This window comes from Cocleimonas sp. KMM 6892 (assembly GCF_035798195.1).
In the GTDB taxonomy this organism is placed as follows: Bacteria; Pseudomonadota; Gammaproteobacteria; order Thiotrichales; family Thiotrichaceae; genus Cocleimonas; species Cocleimonas flava.
In genome coordinates, this window is sequence record NZ_JAPFBV010000006.1 from 244,892 (window position 1) to 267,744 (window position 22,853).

Genomic DNA, 22,853 nt, shown 5'->3' on the forward strand with positions numbered 1-22,853 from the left:
TTAACCCGTTAGGAGAACAACCATGAAAAAAATAATGACCAGTATTTTAGCTTTAGTATTTTTAACGATAACCAGTTTTACTACAGTCAATGCGGCAGAAAATGGTTATGGAAAGCAAAAAGTGGTTTACCATATAAATTATGATAATCCAAAACAGCAAAGAGGTGCATTAGTGAATATTCAGAATCATATTAATGCTGTCGGTGCAGAAAATATGGATATTAAAGTAGTTTTGCACGGTAATGGATTGGCGTTATTGTTGGAGCCAGATTCACTCGAAGGTTTACCTAAATTCAAACATGCAAATGCAACGGATAAAATGACCGCCAGAATTGATGGATTAAAAGATCAGGGTGTCGTGTTTAATGTGTGTAACAATACCGTGAAAGGCAGAAAAGTTAGCGTCAGTGATGATTTGTACAACGTTGAAGAGTCGGAGATAGTACCGAGTGGTGTTGCAGAATTATCAAAGCTACAAATGCAAGGTTACACTTACATCAAGCCTTGATTATAAGCGTGATGATTAGCTTGTTTCATCGACTAATGTGATTTGAAGCTGGGTAGTAAACTACTCAGCTTCAATACTAACTTGCTTAGGCACCCCCCTACTTACGGGCGTTTTTTTAGGTCCTTATCTATTAATACTGTAGGTTTGTCTTCAGTAATACTGTCTTAAGTAATTACAGTTGGCTCGTCACGGCCTGTAAAACCAATAATGTTAGCAATCAACTCAGCGGTTTCAATCAAGTCGTAAAGCGCTTCCTGAGTATCAAGATCATGTTCCTTGATGTCTTTAACGTAACGCTCGATATACAAACGCAAGGTAGCGCCACCGGTTCCTGTTCCTGAAAGTCGGAAAATAATACGAGAACCATCATCGAATAAGATGCGAATACCTTGATTTTTACTGACGCTGCCATCAACCGGATCGTGATATGTAAAATTGTCTGCGGTGATAACTTTACGGTTATTGAATTCACGCTCTACCAAAGAGTCCATATTATTCTGCAGGTTGAGAATCAGTTTGTCAGCAGCTTCGCTAGGGATGTTTTCATAGTCATGTCTGGTGTAATAATTACGGCCGAATTCTGCCCAGTGTTGACGTACGATGTCTTCGACACTCTGACCGCGTTCAGCAAGTATATTTAACCAGCATAAAACAGCCCATAAACCATCTTTTTCTCTTACGTGGTCAGAACCTGTACCGAAGCTTTCTTCGCCACATAATGTAATTCTTCCATCATCTAAGAGATTGCCGAAGAATTTCCAGCCAGTGGGTGTTTCGTAACAAGGTATCTCTAATTTTTCCGCGACACGATCAGGTGCCTGGCTGGTTGGCATCGAACGTCCAATACCTTTCAAGCCACCTTTATAAGCAGGAATCAGGTGAGCATTTGCTGCAATGACTGCCAGTGAGTCGCTGGGTGTTACAAAGAAATAATCACCCATAATCATATTGCGATCGCCATCACCATCTGAGGCCGCCCCAAAGTTTGGAGAAGAGCCAGTTTCTTCGGCATCGTACATTAAATCGACTAATTGTTTAGCATGTACAAGGTTAGGGTCAGGGTGACAGCCGCCAAAATTGGGCAAGCTTTCACCACGAATAACCGTGCCTTCTTTAGCGCCTAACTGACCTTCAAGAATCTTTTTTGCATAAGGGCCACATACTGCGTACATGCCATCAAAACACATCGTGAATTTATCTGATGTGAGTAGTTGTTTGATTTTAGGGAAGTCGAATAAACTTTCCATCAATTCCGCGTAGTCAGCGACAGAATCAACAATTTCGATTTGTAATCGATCAATCGTATATTCACCAATGATATCGAGTGGAATGCCCTTTATCCCTGCGATGTGATACTCAGTGATCTTTTTAGAGGCTTCAAAAACGGCTTCGGTAAACTCTTCAGGAGCCGGACCACCGTTGCTGATATTGTATTTAATCCCGAAATCACCATCCATGCCACCAGGGTTGTGGCTGGCAGATAATATGATTCCGCCAAGTGCTTTGTGTTTTCGAATCATGTGGGATGCAGCTGGCGTAGAAAAAATACCACCTTGTCCTAGAATAACCTTGCCAACACTGTTAGCCGCCGCCATACGTAGAATAATCTGGATTGCTTCGCGGTTATAATAACGACCATCTCCCCCAACAATTAACGTTGATCCAGCGAGGTCAGGCAGGCAGTTAAAAATGGACTGAACAAAGTTTTGTAAATAGTCAGTTTGTTTAAACGTATTAACTGTTTTTCGTAAACCGGATGTGCCCGGTTTTTGATCAGTAAAAGGTTGTGTTTTTACTGGCTGAAGTTTAATTGGTTTGCTGTAGTACATGATTGTTATGTTAAAATAATTGAATGGAAGTAAAAAATAAAAATACAGACGCATTTACCCCGCGTCCGCACTCATTCATTGATTTAATGAATATGTATGAAGGTAATTATATACGTCTTCGGCTCTTCTGTGGTGATATTCGACAATTACCTGACGAAACAATTTCCAGAGTTGAGGGAAGCGTTCCAGTCAGTTTAAAGGTCCTTGAACGTTCTCGTCATACCACACTTTTAATGATTACTTATCTGTTCGAAGATGAGGACAGGCGTCCGGATTTAAAAGTGCAAATTTACCATGACTCCCGACAGGCCGACGTTGTTAGCCGTAATTGTAGAATTACAGGACGTGATATTCGTCTATGGGAAAAACAGTTTGATAATGTCTTATTATGCCGTTGGCGTTTAAATCGTTTTCTATATAAGTGGTTAGGCTACCTAGAACATCAAGGTCATTCATTTAAATCTAATAATAATATTTAACATAAAAATAGTTTTTATTTAATAATATTGAATTAATCCAGAAAATTAATTGATTAGTAGATCAAATTAATTGAGCAAATGGTCAGCGCTAATACTTGACAAAAATCCTTGGTTGTTTAAAATCCTTAGTAAATTAGTAGGGTATTAGTGCAGTTCGAATGCATCTCTTGCAGTCTTTCTGACGTTAAGGTCCTACACCAACCCGGAGATCGACATGAAATTATCAACAAAAGGGCGTTATGCAGTTACCGCAATGATGGATTTGGCTATCCACGACAGGGATGGCCCTGTGACATTAGCCGACATCTCAAACTGCCAGGGAATCTCACTTTCTTATTTAGAGCAACTTTTTGCAAAGCTTCGACAGACAGGTCTGGTTGAAGGTGTTCGCGGCCCAGGTGGCGGATATCGTTTAGGTAAACCCGCTAACCAAATCAGTGTTGCAGATATTGTCGTCGCTGTTGATGAATCTATTGATAGCACACGTTGCAAAGGAAATCTTGATTGCAATAAAGGTGAGCGTTGTCTAACCCATCATTTATGGAATGATTTGAGCGAAAGACTCTACGAATTTCTCGATGGAATTAGCTTGTCGGAATTTATAAAAGATCCTGAAGTGCGTAAAATTTCGCGAAGAATGGATTCGACAGCAAGTCGTATTGCTAATATGTTCCCGCCTGTTTCAAAGGCAAGTTAAGGCCGTCTTAATCCATAATATACAACAATGCATCTCGATCAATAGTCGCGATGCATTGGTCTTTATGTAGTTAACCCATTAATCCTGGTTAAATACATATTCTTTTGAGTTCTTCAAAAAACTTCTGAAATTAAACTAATCTGCTTTTATACTAAATATATGAGCAATTCGCTTAATCATAAACAGCAGCATAATCTCAAACAAACGTTAGAGTTAAAGCCTAATTCACCGTTATGGAAACGTGTTCCCACAAAAGATGAATATGGGAATTATCTGGGGGATTTCATGATTATGATTCCGAAGTTAAAAGCGGCATCCTCTGATCATCAAAAACAAACTCTGGATAAACTAAACGCTGTTTTGCATCGTTATCAGGAAGTGGTCGTTTTTGCGGATTTAAACCTTAAAATGAATCTACTCTGGATATCAGTACGTCCGGTTAAAGGAATAATGCTCGATATTGTTAGCGCGATAATCGAGTCAGTGCCTGAAGCGAAGTTGATTTCAGATAGACCTCCCAGATAATCAATCAAAAAGGTCTTTGATAGTGTCGCTTGCATTTAACTGATGTTAACTTACCTGTTTATTAACGTGCCTTTGCCTTCATCAGTCAGCAATTCGAGCAGAACGGCATGAGGAACGCGACCATCAATGATACTTGCTGATTCTACGCCGGCTTCTACCGCATCCAGCGCGCATTGAATCTTAGGCAGCATGCCGCCGCTGATTGTTCCATCGTCAGTTAATTTTGAGACATCTTGTTTGTTTAGGCCCGTTAATAGCTCACCTTGTTTATCGAGAACACCGGGAGTATTGGTGAGTAATAATAATCTCTCTGCGTTTAAGACCGCCGCCATTTCACCCGCAACGATGTCGGCATTGATATTGTATGAAACGCCATCTTCACCAACGCCAATGGGAGCAATAACAGCAATGAATTTCTCATTATCCAGCAAAGTGACGATGCCAGGATTAATTTTATCAACGGAACCTACGAGTCCTAAATCAATGATTTCAGAAGGGTGTGATTCAGTGGCTTTGCTTTTCATTTCGAGCTTTTTAGCTAAAATTAAATTGCCATCTTTTCCCGTTAATCCAACAGCTCTTCCGCCTGCTTGATTGATATTACTAACAATCTGTTTGTTTACTAGGCCGCCTAAAACCATTTGAACGACATCCATGGTTTCACCATCTGTCACTCGCATGCCTTCAATGAATTTACTTTCTTTGCCTATTTGCTCAAGCAGTTTTCCGATTTGTGGGCCGCCACCATGAACAATAACCGGATTGATGCCCACTTGCTTTAACAGTACGATGTCTCTGGCAAAACTTTTCTTGAGATTTTCATCCGTCATTGCATTTCCGCCATACTTGATGACTACCGTCTTACCAGCGTAGCGCTGAATATAGGGTAGGGCTTCAGTTAAAATATGGGCGGTTTGATTGGCATCTTCGACAGACATAATATGAAATTCGCTTCTTGGTTAAATCATTTCTAAATACTGTTGAAATGTATCTACAGTACGGGAAGGTAGTAATAGATCAGGATTATAACTAAAAAGGCAGGGGATGGTGATATTCAATCAGCGTAAATACTGTTCTAAATTGGTTTTTTATTTCAAGCAATCTTTGTTCGGTCGCGCCTTCGAAACGTAACCCAATACTGGAACTGGTATTTGAGGCGTGAATGAAAGCCCAGGCGTCCTCATATTCGACTCTTAGGCCATCAATAAGATTGAGTTCAGCGCCAGGAAAAGATGCATGTTGAATAAACTTTGTAATTAGCGCATTTGATTCAGCGCAGTTAGAAAATTTAAGTTTGTATTCTTCTGTAGCAAATTGATTAGGGATTTCAGCAAATACTTCAGCGCTGCTTTGTGTGGTATTTGATAGAATTTCTAGAAGTCGGGCTGCCACATAAGGAGCATCATCAAAATCATTCCAGCGATCGCGTAGAATAATGTGCCCACTAAATTCCCCACCCATAATCGCATTTAAACGCTTCATCTCAAGTTTTATTTTTGAGTGGCCATTAGCACAAATTGCTGCTTGTCCACCGGCTGTACGAATGGCTTTGGGGAGTAAATAACTACACTTGATTTCGTAGGCTATGCGACTACCCGGAAAGGATTGCAGGATATGTTGTGCCAGTAAAATCATGATTCTATCCGGCCATAAAATATTGCCCAGATTATCTACAGCAATCATGCGATCACCATCGCCGTCAAAGGCAATACCAACATCGAGATTGTTTTCTTTAACGTGTTGAATTAAATAGGTAAGATTTTCAGGTGTCGTAGGGTCAGGTGAATGATTGGGAAATGTTCCATCCAATTCACAAAATAGGGGATAGACGTCACAACCCAGATTATTAAAAAGATTCTCAGAAAAAAGCGAGGTGGCGCCATTGCTTGAATCAATACCAACCCGCAGTTTTCGCTGGATTGATATATCTTCGCTGATTGCCTGTTGATATTGCTCATTGGCTGATTCAAATGTTTTCAGCTTTCCTGGAGTGACTCTTGGGTAATCGTTTTCTGTAATATCAACATATAAAGACTCAATCGCTGCAGTGGATAAAGGATGAGAATCGTAAACGATTTTTATACCGTTATGATCAGATGGGCTATGACTGCCAGTGATCATAATAGCATTGGTAATATCAAGTTGGTTCAAGCAAAAATAGACAACAGGTGTTGCCGTTAAACCTATATCAATAACATTGCAGCCAGAGCCTAGAAGGCCTTTGATTAATTGTTGGGCGATAGCCTCGCTGGATAGTCTGCCATCTCGGCCTATGATGATATTGGGTGAATCGAATTCTAAAAGTTGATTGCCAATTGCTTGTCCAATCAGAAAGGCGTCATGAAAATTATTTCCTGAACACCATTCTTTGCCTATTTGACCGCGAATGTCATAGGCTTTGAAAATGTCTTTATTGATTTCGTTATTTTTGACCAGAGTGTCCAAAGCCACCAGTTCCTCGTTCGCTATCGTCAAAAGACTCAACCAGATTTAGTTTTGCCTGAATCACGGGAATTATTACTAACTGCGCAATACGATCTCCAGATTCGATGGTGTATTCAGTGTCACCACGATTCCAGCAAGATATAAAAAGTTGACCTTGGTAATCAGAGTCTATTAGACCCACTAAGTTGCCTAATACGATGCCGTGTTTGTGACCCAGACCAGAGCGCGGTAAAATAGTTGCAGCCAGCGTTGGATCTTCGATATGAATGGCTATACCGGTTGGAATTAAATGCGTATCGCCAGGTTTAACCACTAACGCTTCGTCTATACAGGCTCTTAAGTCCATTCCTGCAGAACCCAATGTTGCGTATGAAGGTAAAGGGATTGTATCTCCGATACGGTCATCAAGAATTTTATAGTCTACGATATAATTTGGTTCGTGCATTTTTGTGTTTAGCCCTTGTTTGCATGCTTTTCGACATGTTTGTAAAGCTTAGTGTCGAAAATTAAAAATTGGTTTAATAAAACTTTAACGATAGTTAAATAAGGTTAAGCATTTTCTGCAATCACATTCATGATTTTGAATGCTAATTCTGACTTGTCCATTTCTGGAATAGAAATCTGCTTGTCGTGGTCATCATCTTTTAGAATAATTTCTACCTGATTGGTGTCCTTGTCGAATGCTTTGTTTGCACCGACTTGATTCGCAACAATCATATCCAGTTTCTTACGTTGCATTTTTGCTTTTGCATGCTCAACTAAATGCTCGGTTTCTGCAGCAAAGCCTACACTAAATAGATTAGGGAATTGATGAGATACATCAAATAAAATGTCAGGGTTGTAAGCCAGTTTTAACGATAAATCATCTTCAGATTTTTTGATTTTCTGATCGGCTATATTGGCAGGTGAATAATCTGCCACAGCAGCGGTCGCGATAAAAATATCTGCCTTATCTGCCAGCGATAATGTTTTCGCATGCATTTCTTTGGCAGACTCGACTAAATGTCTTTCCACTCCATTTGGCGCTTCTAAAGCAACAGGACCTGATACCAGAATAACCTTTGCTCCCATGTTCTGTGCAGCGCTGGCGATGGCATAACCCATCTTTCCCGAGCTCCGGTTAGTTATGTAGCGCACGGGATCGATTGCTTCACGAGTAGGGCCTGCTGTTAATAAAACGGTTTTACCAGCAAGGGGCTTTTCCGTTAGGTCTTTTGAATCTTCTATATTTTCTAAGGAGAGTAATATATCAGTTAGCTGTTGCGGTTCTAGCATACGACCAGCGCCAGTTTCACCACAAGCTTGTTCGCCTTCAGCGGGTCCGTGTAAAGTCATGCCGCGTGATTGCAAAATCTGAGCATTATGTTGAGTTGCTGCATTCGCCCACATTAATCGATTCATTGCTGGCGCCAGATGAATTGGCGCATCGGTCGCCAGACAAATCGTGGAGAGCAAATCATTGGCATGACCGTGGGTAATGCGCGCCATGAAATCTGCACTGACGGGAGCGATCATAATGAGATCAGCCCAGCGTGCGAGTTCAATATGACCCATTCCCGCTTCTGCATCGACATCTAACAAGTCAGTATGTACAGGATTGCCGGTGAGTGCCTGAAGTGTGAGTGGCGTGATGAATTCGCAGGCTGCCTTTGTCATGCACACCCTGACGTCAGCCCCATTTTTGATCAACTGGCGCGCTAATTCAGCAGTTTTATAAGCGGCAATACCACCGCTTATCCCTATAAGTATTTGTTTATTCGTTATAAATGACATAATTACGCTAATTATACCAAATTACCTGAGAATTTTGCATGTTACATGACGAGATGAATTGAATTCATTTGTTTGTCTTGATTCGTTTAAAACGCAAAGTAAAAGGATACCCTCGTACTTATGGCAATAACTGATTGGGCTGTAGAAGATAGACCTCGTGAAAAATTACTGGTTAAAGGAGCTGCTGCATTAACAGATGCTGAGTTGTTAGCGATATTTTTACGTACGGGGATAAAAGGAAAAACAGCGGTCGATCTTGCTCGTGACTTGCTCGCCGAAAGTGGTGGTTTAAGTCCACTATTGAGTGCTGATGAAAAAAGTTTTTGTCAGGGGAAAGGACTAGGTCAAGCGAAGTTTGTACAAATGCAGGCAGTAGTCGAGATGAGCCGTCGTTACCTTGAAGAAAAAATTCATCGCGGCGATGCGATGAGCAATGTCAGCGATGTTAAAAAGTACTTACAATCTCGTCTTCAGCAATATCCGTTCGAAGTTTTTGCTTGTTTGTTTTTAGATAATAAACATCGAGTCATTGAATACGAAGAGCTGTTTAGAGGCACGATTGATGCAGCTAGTGTTCACCCTAGAGAAGTGATTAGACGGGTATTGCATCATAATGCTGCTGCAATTGTACTCGCGCATAATCACCCTTCAGGTGTGGCTGAACCCAGTCAAAGCGATAATCTCATTACCCAAAAACTTAAAGATGCGCTCCAGCTGATAGATGTTCGTGTGCTCGATCACTTTATTATTGGTGATGACATTGTTTCATTTGCTGAGCGTGGACTGCTTTGAAGCAATATAAATGTAGCGTCGATATAAACTAAAAACCCCCTATAAGTAGGGGGGTGACCATTTTATTTTTCATCAAGCGGTGTGTTTAATCGCGAGGTGGTAATCCCTTAACCATCGTTAAAAATTCCATATTGGTACCCGCACGGCGATGTTCAGAAATTGCCTGATAATCCGCATCGGCGTACCAGTCTTTGGCAGCTTGTTCTGAGGGAAAAGTGAAAAGAATCATGCGCCCTTCGCGAGGTATAGTGCCTTCTAGCGTTTCTGCAGAATCATCATAGGTTAAAAACTCTCCGCCATATTTTTTCAGAATAGGGAAAAAGCTTTTCTCATATTTCCGGTATTCATCTTTATCAGTGATATGTAAATTCACCACCATATATACAGGTACATCTGCCATCCTCAACCTCGTCTTTATTTAATTGTTTAGGAGATTCTAGTCTAAAAATCTGATTATTTTTCATGATTGTTAAAAAAGAGCCCCCGCAAAGCATAAATTCTATTTTCGTTTTCAAACAACAAAAACCTAATATCATTCAAAGGTGGGGGGTGGCTTAGCTATTTAAGATTGAACTGTCAGATTCAAAAAAATTAAAATTGTACCTTGTTGAATCGTTCTCATGCACTACACTTGCGCTCTATGAAAGAAACCAAGAAATTATTTTGGCAAGGTGCGCGGGATATCATTCCGTTACTCATAGCTGCCGCACCTTTTGGTATTGTCTATGGTGCATTGGCCCAGGCAAATGGGCTTTCTACTCTGGCAACTATTGGCATGTCGCTGTTCGTTTTCGCTGGCTCTTCACAATTTGTAGCGGCAACATTAGTCGGTGTAGGTGCAGCCTTACCTGTTATTTTACTGACAGTATTTATCGTTAATCTCAGGCACATGTTGTACTCGATTAGTATGATGCCTTTAGTGGGTGAACTACCACAAAAGTTGCGCTTAATTATGTCGTTTTGGTTAACTGATGAAGCTTATGCAACCTTGAGTAAGCGATTGCTAGACGAACCCAAAATGGCACATTTTCACCGATATTATTTAGGTGCCGCTTTTGCCATGTATTTTAATTGGCAATGCTGCACTTTGATTGGCGTGTTTCTTGGGCAACAGGTCCCAGATCTTACAAAGTGGGGTTTGGATGTTGCCATGGTGGTGGCTTTTGTGGGTATTGTTGTGCCAATTTTGCAAAACAAAGCACAATGGGCGTGTGCGGGAACGGCGTTTATTTCTGCATTGCTGACCTTTAACTGGCCGCATCAAACAGGCTTGTTGTTCTCATCTTTGTTGGCGATTTTAGTGGGGTTGTTTTTGTCTCGCGATGAGTATGCAAAAGTCGTGCACGATAGTGTGGAAATAAGACCTAACAAGGACAATGCGAATGAATGAATGGTTGCTAATTATTGGCATGATGGCGCTAACATTTATCCCCAGATATCTACCAATCGCCATGGCGGGAAAATTTAAAATACCACCTTTGTTGGGGCGTGCATTAGAGTTTGTTCCTATTGCCGTGCTTACCGCGATTATTTCACAAACAAGTCTGGTTCATGAGGGGGAACTGGATTTGGCTTTTACTAATTCTTATTTGTATGCCTTGGTAGCTGCTGTCATTACGGCATGGGTGACTAAGCATACGTTTAAAACAATTGTCATTGGCTTAGTGGTCTATGCGATTGCTTTTGTTTTAAATTAACCTTAAGAACTTATTATCTTACTAATAACTTCTTAGTTATTGATTTATCTGTCATAAAAGCCATTATATCTCTGGTAAAAATAGAAAATGTTGTTCAAAGATTATAAAATAAATTTTTTACAGTATTTTATATTCCTACTATGAGTCAAGAGTGTTAAATGAAACTACGTTTCTCCCATATTGTTTTATTTATTTTTATCCAGTTTATTCATACTTCGTTTGCCTCTAGTGTTGCTTTGGAACGTACTGCTGATAACAAGTCTGTTAACAGCGCTGTTATAAAAACCGTCAAAATGATCACGCCTTCCTGGGATAGATATACCAATGAGGATGGCACTGGATTATATTTTGATCTCTTCAGGAAAATCTATGAGCCTGAAGGCATTCAACTAGAATTTATCATTGCGCCATGGAGGAGAGCTACCCATGAGGTAAAATCAGGTCACTATGATTTTATGGTGAATGCCTATTTAACACCTCAGTTGTCTGATTTTATTTATCCTAAGCAACCCATGAACATGAGCTATACACTTGCTCTTTTTGATAAAAACAAATTTGACTGGAACGGTCAAAAATCGATTGAAAACAAAAAAGTTATCTGGATGTATGGTTACGGTTTCCACAAATACCTTGATGTAAAAGTCGAATGGAGTGAAATTGGTACGTTAAAACAGGGTTGGGAACTGTTGAGGGCGGGCAGGGTAGATTATTTTCTGGATGATTCACTAACGACTGATAATTATATAAAAGAAAATAACCCGGATATGAGCAATATTGGAAAAGAAGTCGCCTATACCATAGATACATACCCCAGATTCAACAATTCTAAAAGATCCAGAGAGTTAATAAAGATTTACGAAAAAAGAATGAAGACCCTTGTCGAAAGCGGAGAATTACGCGCAATTTTTAAACAATGGGATGTGAGACTGCCACCTTGGCTGCCTGAAAAAGTTTAACTGTGGCTTAGCAATTATTTCTAAGCGTTTGTATACCCATATTTAAATCCGTCTGGGTTATGAATTCGTGCGTGGAAAGAGACAATGACACGATCTTCTTCACCAGAATAAGGAAAAGGCATATGTTTGATATGCGGCGGAAAAACAACCAGTTTGCCATCTTCCGGGTATGAGTCAAAATGCGTGTCTTGTAAGTAAACATTGCCAAATTCGCCATGACCGCCTGCGGTCGCTTCCATATTAGGACCATAAAAACGGGTAACACCGTTCGGCATTTTGCCTTTCTCTACATCTTCCGCTGATTTGTCTGCATCTCCGGATTGTACATAATAGACGCCAGACCAAGCGCAGTTTCCATGAACGTGTGTTTCATGGAAAGTGTGTCCATTCGCCACTTGAAACCATAATCCCGTGATTTCGATATTAATATCTTTGGGTTGTCCCCAATAAGGTGCATTCACTTCACTGGCTATCTCAAAAACGCCGTCCATAATGAATTTAACCAGTTTTTGAATCGCGGGATTATCCTTGTAGTGAGCGTAGATATCATCAGAGCTGGCATACATATCTGACTTAACTGTTTGATGCGCGCTGCGATGTTTGCCGAACAGTTCTAGTAGCTCTTTATTTACTTTTTGGTGTTGGCCGAATTTCTTAATCAGGATAGGAGTTGGCCAGAGCAAATGAAGATTGGGATTCTTTTTTTGTGGAGCGCGTTTTTTCATGGGGTGTTTAGCCTGATTAATCTGTTTAAACGAATCGTGAGAATAATAGCTAATGGAATTTAACTCAACGCACTTGTATAAAAAAGTCAGGGTCAAGGCTAGTCAAAGTTAACCTTGAGGTTTTGTTAGTAAGGTGATGAGAATGATTCACAGTGAATATCTAACCAGTAAAAATAGGGAAAAAACGCCTATAAGTAGGGGGGTGACTATTCTTATATAAGGTATTCATAATTTCTTTTAAAAGAAGCACATTTAGTGGCTGCTAAAACTGTCTACTGTCAACACGGTATGATACGATTCGCCCCTGATATTTTACTAGATATAGTGAAAACATCTTGTGAGAAAATAGCTGGTTTGAGCACGACTTGACTAACATTATTCTCACACAAAGATTTCACTAAAATTAATCAGATGCGGAAAACCTTTTTATGACTCGTTATATTTTCATCACCGGTGGTGTTGTTTCTTCTTTAGGAAAGGGTATTGCAGCCGCTTCTCTAGGCACTATTCTTGAAGCACGTGGTTTAAAAGTAACCATGATGAAGCTTGATCCATACATTAATGTTGATCCCGGCACCATGAGTCCATTCCAGCATGGTGAAGTTTTTGTTACCGAAGATGGAGCAGAAACGGACTTGGATCTGGGGCATTATGAGCGCTTTGTAAACTTCACTGCGACTCAATTAAATAACTTCACCACAGGCCGAATTTATCGCACCGTTATTCGTAAAGAACGACAGGGAGATTATTTAGGTGCAACGGTTCAGGTTATTCCTCACATTACCGATGAAATCAAAAATTCTGTACGCGCTGGAGCAGAAGGTTACGATATTGCCATGGTTGAAGTTGGCGGAACGGTTGGTGATATAGAATCGTTACCGTTCATGGAAGCTATTCGTCAAATGGGTGTAGAAGAGGGCAGTAATGCCTTGTTTATGCACTTAACCTTAGTGCCATATTTAGCTGCCGCTGGTGAGCTAAAAACCAAGCCGACCCAACACTCGGTAAAAGAGTTACGTTCGATTGGTATTCAGCCAGATATCTTGATGTGCAGAAGTGAGCAGCCGATTCCAGATAATGAGCGCCGTAAAATCTCATTATTTACCAATGTAGAAGAACGTGCGGTCATTCCAGCGATTGATATGGATAATATCTACAAGATTCCATTGTGGTTGCACTCACAAAATCTTGATCAGATAGTTGCAGAAAAACTAAAGCTCGAGAACCTTCCAGAAGCTAATCTTTCTGATTGGGAGTTGGTGGTTAATCGTATGGCTTACCCGAAAAGCGAAGTAACCATTGCGATGGTGGGTAAGTATGTAGATTTGACAGAATCTTATAAATCATTGAATGAAGCCTTAAGTCACGCAGGTATTCAAACCGAATCAAAAGTTAGAATCAAATACATCGATTCTGAGAAAATTGAAAAAGAAGGTTTAGGTGAACTCGAAAACGTCGATGCGATTTTAGTACCCGGTGGTTTTGGTTCACGTGGTGTTGAAGGTAAAATTACCGCAATCCAGCATGCACGAGAAAATAATATTCCGTACATGGGGATTTGTCTGGGTATGCAGTTGGCTGTTATCGAATATGCACGTCATAAAGCGGGCCTTGAAAATGCGAACAGTACCGAGTTTGATCAAAATACCCCTGATCCTGTCATTGGTTTGATTACCGAATGGAAAACCGAAGAAGGTGAAGTAGAAACTCGCGATGAAGACTCTGATATGGGTGGCACCATGCGTTTGGGTGGCCAAACGTGTTACCTAACAGAAGGCACCTTGGCGCATAAAACCTATGGGACGGATGAGATTGTAGAAAGACATCGTCATCGTTACGAATTCAATAATAATTACAGTAAAGTGCTCAGCGATAATGGGTTGGTAATTTCTGGTTATTCACATGACAAAACCTTGGTGGAGATGGTTGAATTGCCTGATCATCCATGGTTCCTTGCATGTCAGGCGCATCCTGAATTTACCTCGCATCCACGTACTGGGCATCCATTCTTTACCGGGTTTATTTCGGCGGCAATAGAATATCGAGACTCAAAACCTAAGAAAAGCTCTACTTAATACAAGGTAAGCTAGGAAATAATATGAAATTATGTAATTTTGACGTTGGACTAGATAAGCCTTTTTTCTTGTTGTCGGGCCCTTGCATTGTCGAATCTGAAAAACTAACTCTGGAAATTGCGGCTAGTTTAAAAGAAATGACAGACGAGCTAGGCATTCCTTATATATTCAAAGCGTCATTTGATAAAGCGAATCGCTCATCCATCAATGGCTATCGTGGTCCTGGTATGGAAGAGGGTTTACGCATCCTCGAAAAAGTAAAAACTGAGCTTGGCTTGCCTATCATTACTGATGTTCATGAAGACACGCCGCTGGATGAAGTTGCTTCAGTTGTCGATGTGTTACAAACACCGGCACTACTGTGTCGCCAAACAAACTTTATTCAAAATGTGGCAAAACAGGGATTACCTGTGAATATCAAAAAAGGTCAATTTACCGCACCTTGGGATATGAAAAATGTCGTGGATAAAGCAAAAGCGACGGGCAACGAACAGATCATGGTGTGCGAGCGTGGATACACTTTTGGTTACAATACTTTAGTGTCTGATATGCGCGGTTTAGCGACGATGCGTGAAACAGGTTGCCCAGTGGTATTTGATGCAACACATTCTGTACAACAGCCGGGTGGTAAAGGCGATAGGTCTGATGGCGAACGTCAGCATGTGCCAGTGTTAGCAAGAGCTGCTATAGCAGCAGGCGTTTCCGGCGTATTTATGGAGTCACATCCAAACCCTGATGAAGCCTTGAGTGATGGCCCCAATTCATGGCCAACAGGTCGTATGCGTGAATTGCTAGAAATGCTACTCAAGATTGATCAGGCTGTTAAGTCTGCGCCGTTTTTGGAAGAAACGCTCTAAGTTAAAGTCTTGCAAAAACGAATAAGCCAAATAAGAGAATAAAAAGACACCCCCCTACTTGTGGGCACTTTTTTTCCATTAATAGAATTCGAATTTAATAATTAATTGGAGACGTCATGTCTGAGATTTCAAATATTATAGCAAGAGAGGTTATTGACTCTCGTGGTAATCCAACTGTTGAAGCGGTAGTTACGCTGGCCAATGGTGTGCAGGGAAGTGCGATCGTACCTTCTGGTGCTTCTACGGGTGCACGTGAAGCCATTGAGTTGCGTGATGGTGATAAGTCGAGATTCATGGGCAAAGGTGTGTTAACAGCGGTTGCTAATATCGAGGGCGAGATTGCTGATTGCATTAAAGGCATGGACGTTAATGATCAAAAAGGCATCGATAAAGCAATCATCGAACTAGATGGTACTCATAACAAATCACGCCTTGGCGCTAATGCACTTTTGGGTGCCTCTCTAGCGGTAGCGCATGCAGCAGCTAACGATAATGGGTTGCCTCTGTATCAATATCTTGGAAATGAGTTTGCTTCTGGTGAAGAAAGTAAGAATAAGTTTCAATTGCCAGTTCCAATGATGAATATCATCAATGGTGGTGAACACGCTGATAATAGCGTAGATATGCAGGAATTCATGATTGTGCCTGTGGGTGCAGATAGCATTGCAGAAGCCATTCGTTATGGAACTGAAGTTTTCCATAATTTGAAATCCGTGCTTTCAAAAAAGGGATTGAATACAGCCGTTGGTGACGAAGGTGGATTCGCACCTGACCTGTCATCAAATGAAGAAGCTATCGAGGTAATTCTTGAAGCGATTGAAAATGCTGGCTTTAGCGCAGGTAAAGACATTTATCTAGGTCTGGATTGCGCGGCTTCTGAATATTATAAAGATGGAAAATATGTTTTATCTTCAGAAGGTAAAAGCTTTGATGCAGAAGGCATGGTCGATTATCTTGAAAACTGGGTGAATCAATACCCAATTATTACCATCGAAGACGGCCTGGACGAAGCTGATTGGGATGGTTGGTCTGTACTTACTCAACGCTTAGGTAATAAAATCCAGTTAGTGGGTGATGATCTGTATGTGACTAATCCTAAAATCTTTGCTGAAGGTATTGAAAAGAATATCGCGAATTCTATTCTTATTAAATTCAATCAGATTGGTACGCTTACTGAAACACTCGAAGCTATCAAGATGGCTCATGACTCAAATTACACGGCGGTTGTTTCTCATCGTTCTGGCGAAACAGAAGATACTACAATTGCTGATCTTGCTGTTGCGACTAATGCTGGTCAAATAAAAACTGGTTCGTTGTCTCGTTCAGACAGGATCGCAAAATATAACCAATTGATTCGTATCGAACAGATGTTAGGAAGCAATGGTGTATATGCAGGGAAATCTGCATTTAAATACCTTTCTTAATCGTTAAATAAAGCGTTAGTTTAAGAACTAAAAATCATTAATTTACCCCGTGTTTGTTGAAAAAACCGGGGTAGATTATACTGCGTTAAAGTATTTCCCATTTTACTATTAGAAACCGATCTATGAAGGCCTTGTTAATTATCTTTTCATTGCTTCTTGTGCTGCTCTTGGCTGGCTTATGGGTTGGTCCAGGTAGTTATCCGCATTTGTGGAAGCTGGAAAACCGCAAAGTAGTTCAAGAACAATCAAATGCTGAGAAGAAAGAACAGATTCGTAAAATCCAGGCAGAGCTAGATGATGTCGCTTCTGGGAAAGATGCATTGGAAGAACGAGCACGTAGTGAACTCGGGATGACTAAAAAGGGTGAAACTTTTTTCGAAGTAGTGCTTCAGCCGGAGCCTAAGAAAAAATCTGAGAATGTTAAGGGTGAAGCAGAAGATGGCGCTGAAAAAGATTCAACTACTAAACACTCTGGAAATGACTCTTCTAGTATAGATATCAAAACAGGTAATGACTGATACAAGTCTCTCATCTGTTTGGGTAGTGATTCCTGCTGCAGGTGTAGGCTCCAGAATGGAGGCTGAGACACCCAAGCAGTACCTGAAAATTGAAGGTAAAACGGTCCTCGAGCATACGCTTTCGTGTTTTATCAATCATCCGCATGTCGCAGGTATCATCGTTGCCTTGAGTTCGGATGATCCCTATTGGAATCAATTAAACATCAAATCAACAACTACGCCTATCTATACCGTTGAAGGTGGGGCAGAGCGAAGTGATTCGGTTGAACAGGCACTTGAATATCTAAGAGTGTTAGAAAAACTCGATGATGATAACTGGGTGATGGTGCACGATGCGGCTCGACCTTGTGTGTCACAGTTGGATATTGATGCTTTGCTTGAAATTCGTTCTGGTGAAAGTGTTGGCGGCATTTTGGCGACACCTGTGCGTGATACGATGAAACGAAGTTTTTCTGATCAAGCAAAAATCTCACACACAGAGTCAAGAGAAAACCTCTGGCATGCATTAACACCTCAGTTATTTAAGCTTGGTCCTTTAATGAGAGCTTTAGAATTTTGTAAAAATAAATCTATTGCCGTTAGCGATGAAGCATCTGCATTTGAGGCGCTTGGTGAACATCCGCAGTTGGTGAATGGCGGACATGAAAATATTAAAGTGACCTATCCTTCAGACATGCAGTATGCCGCTTTTATCCTTAGAGATAGGTGTGCAGATGACGAGTAACTTAATTTAAAAGAATGTACTGCAAATAAAAAACACATAAACAGAAACATATAGATAAAAGCACAATAAATTACGGGTAATGGCTGATGATGAGAATTGGTAATGGGTATGATGTACATGCTTTTACAGAAGGCGATCACATTGTATTGGGTGGTGTAACAATAGAGCACACACGTGGGCTTTTAGCGCATTCGGATGGTGATGTTCTTATTCATGCTTTGTGTGATGCCTTACTTGGTGCACTAGCGTTGGGCGATATCGGTCAGCACTTTCCGGATAATGATTCTGATTTTAAAAATATTGATAGTCGAGTGCTACTTAAGAGTGTTTACAAGTTGGTAACTTCACGATTCTATAAGCTATCAAATTGTGATTGTACGATAGTGGCGCAAAGCCCAAAAATGGCACCGAATATATTGACGATGAGACAAGTTATTGCCGAAGACCTTGGTGTATCACTTGATAGAATTAGCATCAAAGCAACGACTACTGAAGGTTTGGGTTTTGCAGGTAGAGAGGAGGGTATTGCAGTGTATGCCTCTGCTTTATTGCAAAAATTCGAAAGAGATACTAAATAGAAAAGTGCGAGTATGTTGCTAGCATGTATCGAGTATTTTTCTGTTCCTGATTAGGAAAGGTCGTGCGGTTCTATTGTCGTAACTGATAATTAGGTTGATTCGAAGAATCTAATAAATGGAATGAAACTAACCATTCAAGAGCATCTTCTGCATCCTTCTCAAACCAGTTTTTAGCGGAACCAAGTCTGAATGTATAGCCCCATTCATCCATATCCGACATCATTTTTAGTCTGCCCAATTCTGGTATTTCATCGGCTAACAGTATCTGTAAATAGCATACTGCATTTTCTTCATCATAATCACCTTCGGCATTTGTATCGAGGTTTTCTCGACGTTGGCGGTCCATGCAAATAAAATGACAAGCTTCATGAAGGGCTGAGTGCAGCGGAGTGTCGTTACGAACAAACAGTTGATTGTTGATTAGACCGGCTTCAGAGTCTCCCCAGTAACTGCCTGGTATTTCTTCGGAAGAGCTGGTGATTCTAAGCTCTAGCTTATACTTGCTAAGGAGCTTTTGAAGTGAGTTGACCTGGATGTCAGAAATATATAAAACGTTGATAATATGCCGCTGTAACTGAAAAAGTTAATAATAAAATATCTAAACGAGGGTGGGAAAATGAATTACTGTTCAATCGAACTGTTTTCTAGCTCTAGCTGATTAATGCTTAATTTATTTCCGTCTTTTAAAAGGGTAATTGTAGCAATGCCTTCTCTGGTTAACCATCGCTCTTCACCTTTTAGGTGGTAGCGAGAAAGAAATTTTCCTTTGCCTTGGACTTCACCAGAAGTATTTTTCCAGTCAAAATCAAATAGCACCATTTTTCTTTCACTGGTGATTTCAAAAAGCGTTTCTAATTTATCAGTGAGTTGCTGATCTGTTTGATTCTTTATTTCAGGTGTATTGGCAAGTATTGGTTTGATGATATCAACGCGACCATCTTCATAGGCACTTTCGAGCTTTCGAAGCATAGACTGCAAATTGCTGTCAGAAACTTCAATTGCCGTGTTAATCGCTGCTTTTCTAATTGGATTAGTTTGCCCGATAGATTCTGGATCTTGAATTGGGTTTTCTATATTAGTGGTGATAAGTTCAGGGTTTGCAGGATCATAAAAATGTCCTACCATTGCCACTAAAGTGAAGATGGTGATGGCTGAAAGTACGGCCATTGCACTTCTTGTATTGGAAATTTGCATCTCTGTTTTCTGAGTTGCATTATAAAAACTTTTAGGTGGTTTTCGGTATTCAGATACGGTGATTAATTCTTCTTGATCGCTGCGCTTTTGTTTTAAATTTGTGTAGGCATTGGTAACTAGCGTTGAAAAGTGAGTAGCTTTAGGGTCTGAATTTACATCGGGGTGAAAAATTTTCATTAAAAGTTGATAGTGCAGCTTTAATGTTTCTTCTGATTGGTTGCGATTGGTAAATGTAGAATTGACTAATTTCGTTCCCAGTATTTTCTCGTCACTGTTTCCATCTATTACCATCGCTTTTTCTACAAAGTTAAGCAGGGCATGATGAAGTTCATCACTTTCCAGGTTATGTACGTTCGCAAATTCTTCTAATTGTTTTTTTGAGGTACATAAGCGGAGTAGCTCAGTAGTGCCTTCTGGTAGTTCGGAATCGGGAAAACAAAGCCATGCCATTTCTTCAGGGTATTTGTCCAGACGTAAAGCCTGATGTATGGCAAGATTTTTCATAGCAGTGATATCCTATCAAATTTGCTTATAAATGACTATTCGAAATCTATTTGATTTCAAAAGTTATGGTTTAATATCAGTGCGCTTGTTGGGGTAAAATGTTCATATTAATCTTATAAAATTAGGCATTTATTGTAACTAAAATGTAATTATATTTTTTTGATTTATGTCTGGTATATGAAAATTGGTTTATCATTTTTTTTATTTATTCAGTGTTAACTTTTCTTTTGGATTTAGGCTTTCTATTAGTTTCTGCCCTTATAGCAAAAGCTCTGCCAATAGGTCCCGACTTATCCTGACCAATTGCTGTCTCAAGTTCGTCTATTCTTTGATTTAATTCATCAATATGTAAGGTGCTCGAACGCATACTCTTTTTTTTAGCTGCAACAGCTTTAGCTTTGAGTCTGGGATCACCAGCGACAACCAGGTTGGTCACCATTGGTATATTTAGGGTTATTTTCATTATAAATCGATAAATCGAAAGTCATAGCTTATGGTATCCAAGAGTATATCCGCGATCTCGATAGAAGGAATATCGTTTGCGACCGGCGGTTATTATTTCATCCTCAGTGTCCAATATTTCAGCAACTTTAGTAAACCTTGAGAAAAATGAAGGGCGTTCTGTCGACATATTTATTAGATAGTCACAGTTTTCAATTGGCTCAAAATTGTGAGAAATACTTATTTTGTCTAGTTTGCTATTTTTCTTATCAGCATCTGTAGAGCTGTCTTCGGTAGAAATAATTGAATGAGGAATGAAGCTTGTAGCCTCATTCCTCCATAAAAAATCATCTACTTTCTTACTCAGTGATTCAGAGCCTGTATGAATATGAACACAAAGATTTCTATTTATCGCTAGATTAATTAAACGATATGCAACAGCAAGTCTATGTTCTAGTCCTTGTTCTTTGCTGACGTAGAAGTTTATTTCGGTCATGTATTTTCGAGGCTATGTTTTTGTTTCAAATGAATCACTTTAAATAAGTAACAGAATAGGTAGCAGTCTGTTTAATTGAAAGCTCTGTTAATAAGATATTGTGATAGCAATGGAACAGGTCTTCCGGTGGAGTCTTTTCCTGACCAGGCTGTTCCTGCAATGTCCAGATGAGCCCATTTATAATCTTTAGTAAATTCTGCTAGAAAACATGCAGCTGTAATTGTTCCCGCTGGTGGTCCACCAATATTGCCTAAATCGGCGAAAGAGCTTTTTAATTGCTTTTTGTAGTCTTCTCCCATCGGTAATTGCCAAGCGCGGTCATTAATGGAGTTTCCTGCGTCTATGATGTCTCCGGCTAAATCATCATCGTTTGATAGAACCGCACAAATATGATGTCCTAGCGCTACGATACAGGCGCCGGTAAGTGTTGCAGCATCAATTACAACTTCTGGCTTATATTTACCAACATAGGTGAGGGCATCACATAGGACTAATCGACCTTCAGCATCTGTGTTTAATACTTCGATCGTTTTTCCAGCCATGGACGTAACGATATCGCCAGGTTTAGATGCTCTGCCACTCGGCATATTTTCTGCCGCAGCTAAAACGACAACAACATTTAAAGGTAATTTCATCTCAGCACAGGCTTTTAAAGTGCCTAACATTCCTGCAGCGCCACACATGTCGAATTTCATTTCATCCATGTTTGCACCAGGTTTCAAAGAAATTCCGCCTGTGTCAAATGTTATTCCTTTGCCAACTAGCGCAATAGGTGCCTGCTTTTTGTCCTTAGCGCCTTTGTATTCAAGAACAATCATTTTTCCAGGTTGGTCACTGCCTTTGCTGACAGATAAAAATGACCCCATACCAAGTTTTTCCATGTCAGCTTCTTCGAGGATTTCAATGCTGATTGATGAATAATCCTTAGCGACAGCTTTTGCTTCATCGGCAATATAGGTAGGGGTGCAAACGTTGCCCGGATGATTGGCGAGATCGCGTGATAGCTTCATGCCTTTCGCAATTGATGCTCCATGCTGGATACCAAGCTCTGCTTTTTCAGAAAGTTTATCTGATGGTTTGGTAAATGCGATGCTAACTTTATCTAATTTGCTTGGGTCTTTCTTCTCGCTTTTATAATCAAGTAATTGATATTCATTGTCTGCGTAGGCAATGATAATTTGAGTAACCGCGTTTTGTACTTCTTTCGCTTTGAAGGCATCAGCAAGATAAAGACTTACAGAAGATAGGGTTGATGACTTGAGTGCTTTTGCTGCTGCCTTGGTTGCTTTATTGAGACTTGCTGTATCAAACTTATCTTTATCACCGCAACCCACGAGCATTACTCTTGCAGCTTTAACGCCATCCAGTGCATAAAATATATGAGTCTCTTCAAGGGTTCCCTTGAAGTCTCCAGTATCAATGAATTTGCTTATTTTTCCAGAGCAGGCTATATCTACTTTTTTCGCAGCCAGGTGAAGTTCGGCGCTCTCATCGGCGCTAAAGACAGGCAGGACAATACAATCGTCTTGATTGTTTGCTGGAGAGTCAGAATTATTTATTGTGTATTGCATTTTTTATCCGGTGAGTTGATGTTATTTAGATGTTAATCAATCATA

Annotated in this window: 26 protein-coding genes; 14 read left to right on the top strand and 12 right to left on the bottom strand. The window is 40.2% G+C overall.

Translation table 11 applies throughout. The features are described from left to right. Positions 1 to 22: 22 nt before the first annotated feature. Positions 23 to 508 (top strand): DsrE family protein, encoded by a 486-nt coding sequence (locus OO007_RS16900; protein ID WP_325809675.1) that lies wholly within the window; start codon positions 23 to 25, stop codon positions 506 to 508. Between the two features lie 164 nt (positions 509 to 672). Here OO007_RS16900 and OO007_RS16905 read toward each other — a convergent pair whose 3' ends face one another. Further along, positions 673 to 2,337: an alpha-D-glucose phosphate-specific phosphoglucomutase gene (locus OO007_RS16905; protein ID WP_243651608.1), complete on the bottom strand. Its 1,665-nt coding sequence runs from the start codon at positions 2,335 to 2,337 to the stop codon at positions 673 to 675. 23 nt (positions 2,338 to 2,360) lie between these two features. Between OO007_RS16905 and OO007_RS16910 the strand changes: the two genes are divergently transcribed. The 3 genes from OO007_RS16910 to OO007_RS16920 all read left to right on the top strand — a co-directional run bounded on the left by OO007_RS16910 (position 2,361) and on the right by OO007_RS16920 (position 4,038). Continuing rightward, positions 2,361 to 2,816 (top strand): DUF1249 domain-containing protein, encoded by a 456-nt coding sequence (locus OO007_RS16910; RefSeq protein WP_131906488.1) that lies wholly within the window; start codon positions 2,361 to 2,363, stop codon positions 2,814 to 2,816. Positions 2,817 to 3,030: 214 nt separating this feature from the next. Further along, positions 3,031 to 3,513 (top strand): Rrf2 family transcriptional regulator, encoded by a 483-nt coding sequence (locus OO007_RS16915; RefSeq protein ID WP_131906487.1) that lies wholly within the window; start codon positions 3,031 to 3,033, stop codon positions 3,511 to 3,513. Positions 3,514 to 3,672: 159 nt separating this feature from the next. Beyond that, positions 3,673 to 4,038, top strand: coding sequence for a hypothetical protein (locus tag OO007_RS16920; RefSeq protein WP_325809676.1), 366 nt, complete (start codon positions 3,673 to 3,675; stop codon positions 4,036 to 4,038). A 50-nt stretch (positions 4,039 to 4,088) separates the two neighbouring features. Here OO007_RS16920 and argB read toward each other — a convergent pair whose 3' ends face one another. From argB to coaBC, 4 genes are all read right to left on the bottom strand, one after another. Then, positions 4,089 to 4,976 carry an acetylglutamate kinase gene (gene argB, locus OO007_RS16925; RefSeq protein ID WP_325809677.1) on the bottom strand — a complete coding sequence of 296 codons (888 nt, stop codon included), beginning with the start codon at positions 4,974 to 4,976 and terminating at the stop codon, positions 4,089 to 4,091. 91 nt (positions 4,977 to 5,067) lie between these two features. Next, on the bottom strand, positions 5,068 to 6,489 hold the full coding sequence (locus OO007_RS16930; RefSeq protein WP_325809678.1) for a phosphomannomutase/phosphoglucomutase: 1,422 nt from the start codon (positions 6,487 to 6,489) through the stop codon (positions 5,068 to 5,070). Further along, positions 6,461 to 6,928, bottom strand: coding sequence for a dUTP diphosphatase (dut, locus tag OO007_RS16935; protein WP_131906483.1), 468 nt, complete (start codon positions 6,926 to 6,928; stop codon positions 6,461 to 6,463). Before dut ends, OO007_RS16930 begins: the two co-directional genes overlap by 29 nt. A 104-nt stretch (positions 6,929 to 7,032) precedes the next feature. Further along, positions 7,033 to 8,256: a bifunctional phosphopantothenoylcysteine decarboxylase/phosphopantothenate--cysteine ligase CoaBC gene (gene coaBC / locus OO007_RS16940; RefSeq protein ID WP_325809679.1), complete on the bottom strand. Its 1,224-nt coding sequence runs from the start codon at positions 8,254 to 8,256 to the stop codon at positions 7,033 to 7,035. Between the two features lie 120 nt (positions 8,257 to 8,376). Between coaBC and radC the strand changes: the two genes are divergently transcribed. Next, entirely contained in the window at positions 8,377 to 9,048 is a 672-nt protein-coding gene (radC, locus tag OO007_RS16945) for a RadC family protein (protein WP_325809680.1), read from the top strand. 85 nt (positions 9,049 to 9,133) lie between these two features. On the opposite strand, the gene OO007_RS16950 is transcribed toward radC, so the two are convergent. Continuing rightward, on the bottom strand, positions 9,134 to 9,448 hold the full coding sequence (locus OO007_RS16950; RefSeq protein WP_131906480.1) for a DUF1330 domain-containing protein: 315 nt from the start codon (positions 9,446 to 9,448) through the stop codon (positions 9,134 to 9,136). A 240-nt stretch (positions 9,449 to 9,688) separates the two neighbouring features. On the opposite strand from OO007_RS16950, the gene OO007_RS16955 reads away from it, so the two are divergent. The 3 genes from OO007_RS16955 (at position 9,689) to OO007_RS16965 (ending at position 11,701) form a co-directional block, all read left to right on the top strand. Then, positions 9,689 to 10,438, top strand: coding sequence for an AzlC family ABC transporter permease (locus OO007_RS16955; protein WP_325809681.1), 750 nt, complete (start codon positions 9,689 to 9,691; stop codon positions 10,436 to 10,438). Continuing rightward, positions 10,431 to 10,745: an AzlD domain-containing protein gene (locus OO007_RS16960; RefSeq protein ID WP_325809682.1), complete on the top strand. Its 315-nt coding sequence runs from the start codon at positions 10,431 to 10,433 to the stop codon at positions 10,743 to 10,745. Before OO007_RS16955 ends, OO007_RS16960 begins: the two co-directional genes overlap by 8 nt. A gap of 158 nt (positions 10,746 to 10,903) precedes the next feature. Continuing rightward, positions 10,904 to 11,701 carry a substrate-binding periplasmic protein gene (locus OO007_RS16965; RefSeq protein ID WP_325809683.1) on the top strand — a complete coding sequence of 266 codons (798 nt, stop codon included), beginning with the start codon at positions 10,904 to 10,906 and terminating at the stop codon, positions 11,699 to 11,701. A gap of 20 nt (positions 11,702 to 11,721) precedes the next feature. Here the strand turns inward: OO007_RS16965 and OO007_RS16970 are convergent, their stop codons facing one another. After that, the gene (locus OO007_RS16970; RefSeq protein ID WP_325809684.1) at positions 11,722 to 12,426 is read right to left on the bottom strand and encodes a putative 2OG-Fe(II) oxygenase; all 705 of its coding nucleotides are present in this window, start codon (positions 12,424 to 12,426) and stop codon (positions 11,722 to 11,724) included. A 428-nt stretch (positions 12,427 to 12,854) separates the two neighbouring features. Between OO007_RS16970 and OO007_RS16975 the strand changes: the two genes are divergently transcribed. The 6 genes from OO007_RS16975 (at position 12,855) to ispF (ending at position 18,602) form a co-directional block, all read left to right on the top strand. Beyond that, entirely contained in the window at positions 12,855 to 14,501 is a 1,647-nt protein-coding gene (locus OO007_RS16975) for a CTP synthase (RefSeq protein ID WP_131906475.1), read from the top strand. Positions 14,502 to 14,524: 23 nt separating this feature from the next. Beyond that, positions 14,525 to 15,358, top strand: coding sequence for a 3-deoxy-8-phosphooctulonate synthase (gene kdsA / locus OO007_RS16980; RefSeq protein WP_325809685.1), 834 nt, complete (start codon positions 14,525 to 14,527; stop codon positions 15,356 to 15,358). Between the two features lie 116 nt (positions 15,359 to 15,474). Beyond that, on the top strand, positions 15,475 to 16,782 hold the full coding sequence (gene eno, locus OO007_RS16985) for a phosphopyruvate hydratase (protein WP_325809686.1): 1,308 nt from the start codon (positions 15,475 to 15,477) through the stop codon (positions 16,780 to 16,782). 122 nt (positions 16,783 to 16,904) lie between these two features. Beyond that, positions 16,905 to 17,300, top strand: a complete 396-nt coding sequence (locus OO007_RS16990; RefSeq protein ID WP_131906472.1) for an FtsB family cell division protein — start codon at positions 16,905 to 16,907, stop codon at positions 17,298 to 17,300. After that, on the top strand, positions 17,293 to 18,024 hold the full coding sequence (gene ispD / locus OO007_RS16995; protein ID WP_325809687.1) for a 2-C-methyl-D-erythritol 4-phosphate cytidylyltransferase: 732 nt from the start codon (positions 17,293 to 17,295) through the stop codon (positions 18,022 to 18,024). The genes OO007_RS16990 and ispD overlap by 8 nt, the downstream gene beginning before the upstream one ends. Before the next feature lie 83 nt (positions 18,025 to 18,107). After that, the gene (ispF, locus tag OO007_RS17000) at positions 18,108 to 18,602 is read left to right on the top strand and encodes a 2-C-methyl-D-erythritol 2,4-cyclodiphosphate synthase (RefSeq protein WP_325809789.1); all 495 of its coding nucleotides are present in this window, start codon (positions 18,108 to 18,110) and stop codon (positions 18,600 to 18,602) included. A gap of 70 nt (positions 18,603 to 18,672) precedes the next feature. On the opposite strand, the gene OO007_RS17005 is transcribed toward ispF, so the two are convergent. The 5 genes from OO007_RS17005 to OO007_RS17025 form a co-directional block, all read right to left on the bottom strand. Beyond that, positions 18,673 to 18,948, bottom strand: a complete 276-nt coding sequence (locus tag OO007_RS17005; protein WP_325809688.1) for a hypothetical protein — start codon at positions 18,946 to 18,948, stop codon at positions 18,673 to 18,675. Positions 18,949 to 19,223: 275 nt separating this feature from the next. Next, entirely contained in the window at positions 19,224 to 20,300 is a 1,077-nt protein-coding gene (locus tag OO007_RS17010; RefSeq protein WP_325809689.1) for a hypothetical protein, read from the bottom strand. 205 nt (positions 20,301 to 20,505) lie between these two features. Beyond that, positions 20,506 to 20,763, bottom strand: coding sequence for a hypothetical protein (locus OO007_RS17015; RefSeq protein ID WP_325809690.1), 258 nt, complete (start codon positions 20,761 to 20,763; stop codon positions 20,506 to 20,508). Positions 20,764 to 20,784: 21 nt separating this feature from the next. Next, positions 20,785 to 21,237, bottom strand: a complete 453-nt coding sequence (locus tag OO007_RS17020) for a DNA polymerase III subunit chi (protein ID WP_325809691.1) — start codon at positions 21,235 to 21,237, stop codon at positions 20,785 to 20,787. Between the two features lie 71 nt (positions 21,238 to 21,308). After that, a complete protein-coding gene (locus tag OO007_RS17025; protein ID WP_325809692.1) occupies positions 21,309 to 22,808 on the bottom strand; it encodes a leucyl aminopeptidase in 1,500 nt (499 codons plus the stop codon). Positions 22,809 to 22,853 lie beyond the last annotated feature (45 nt).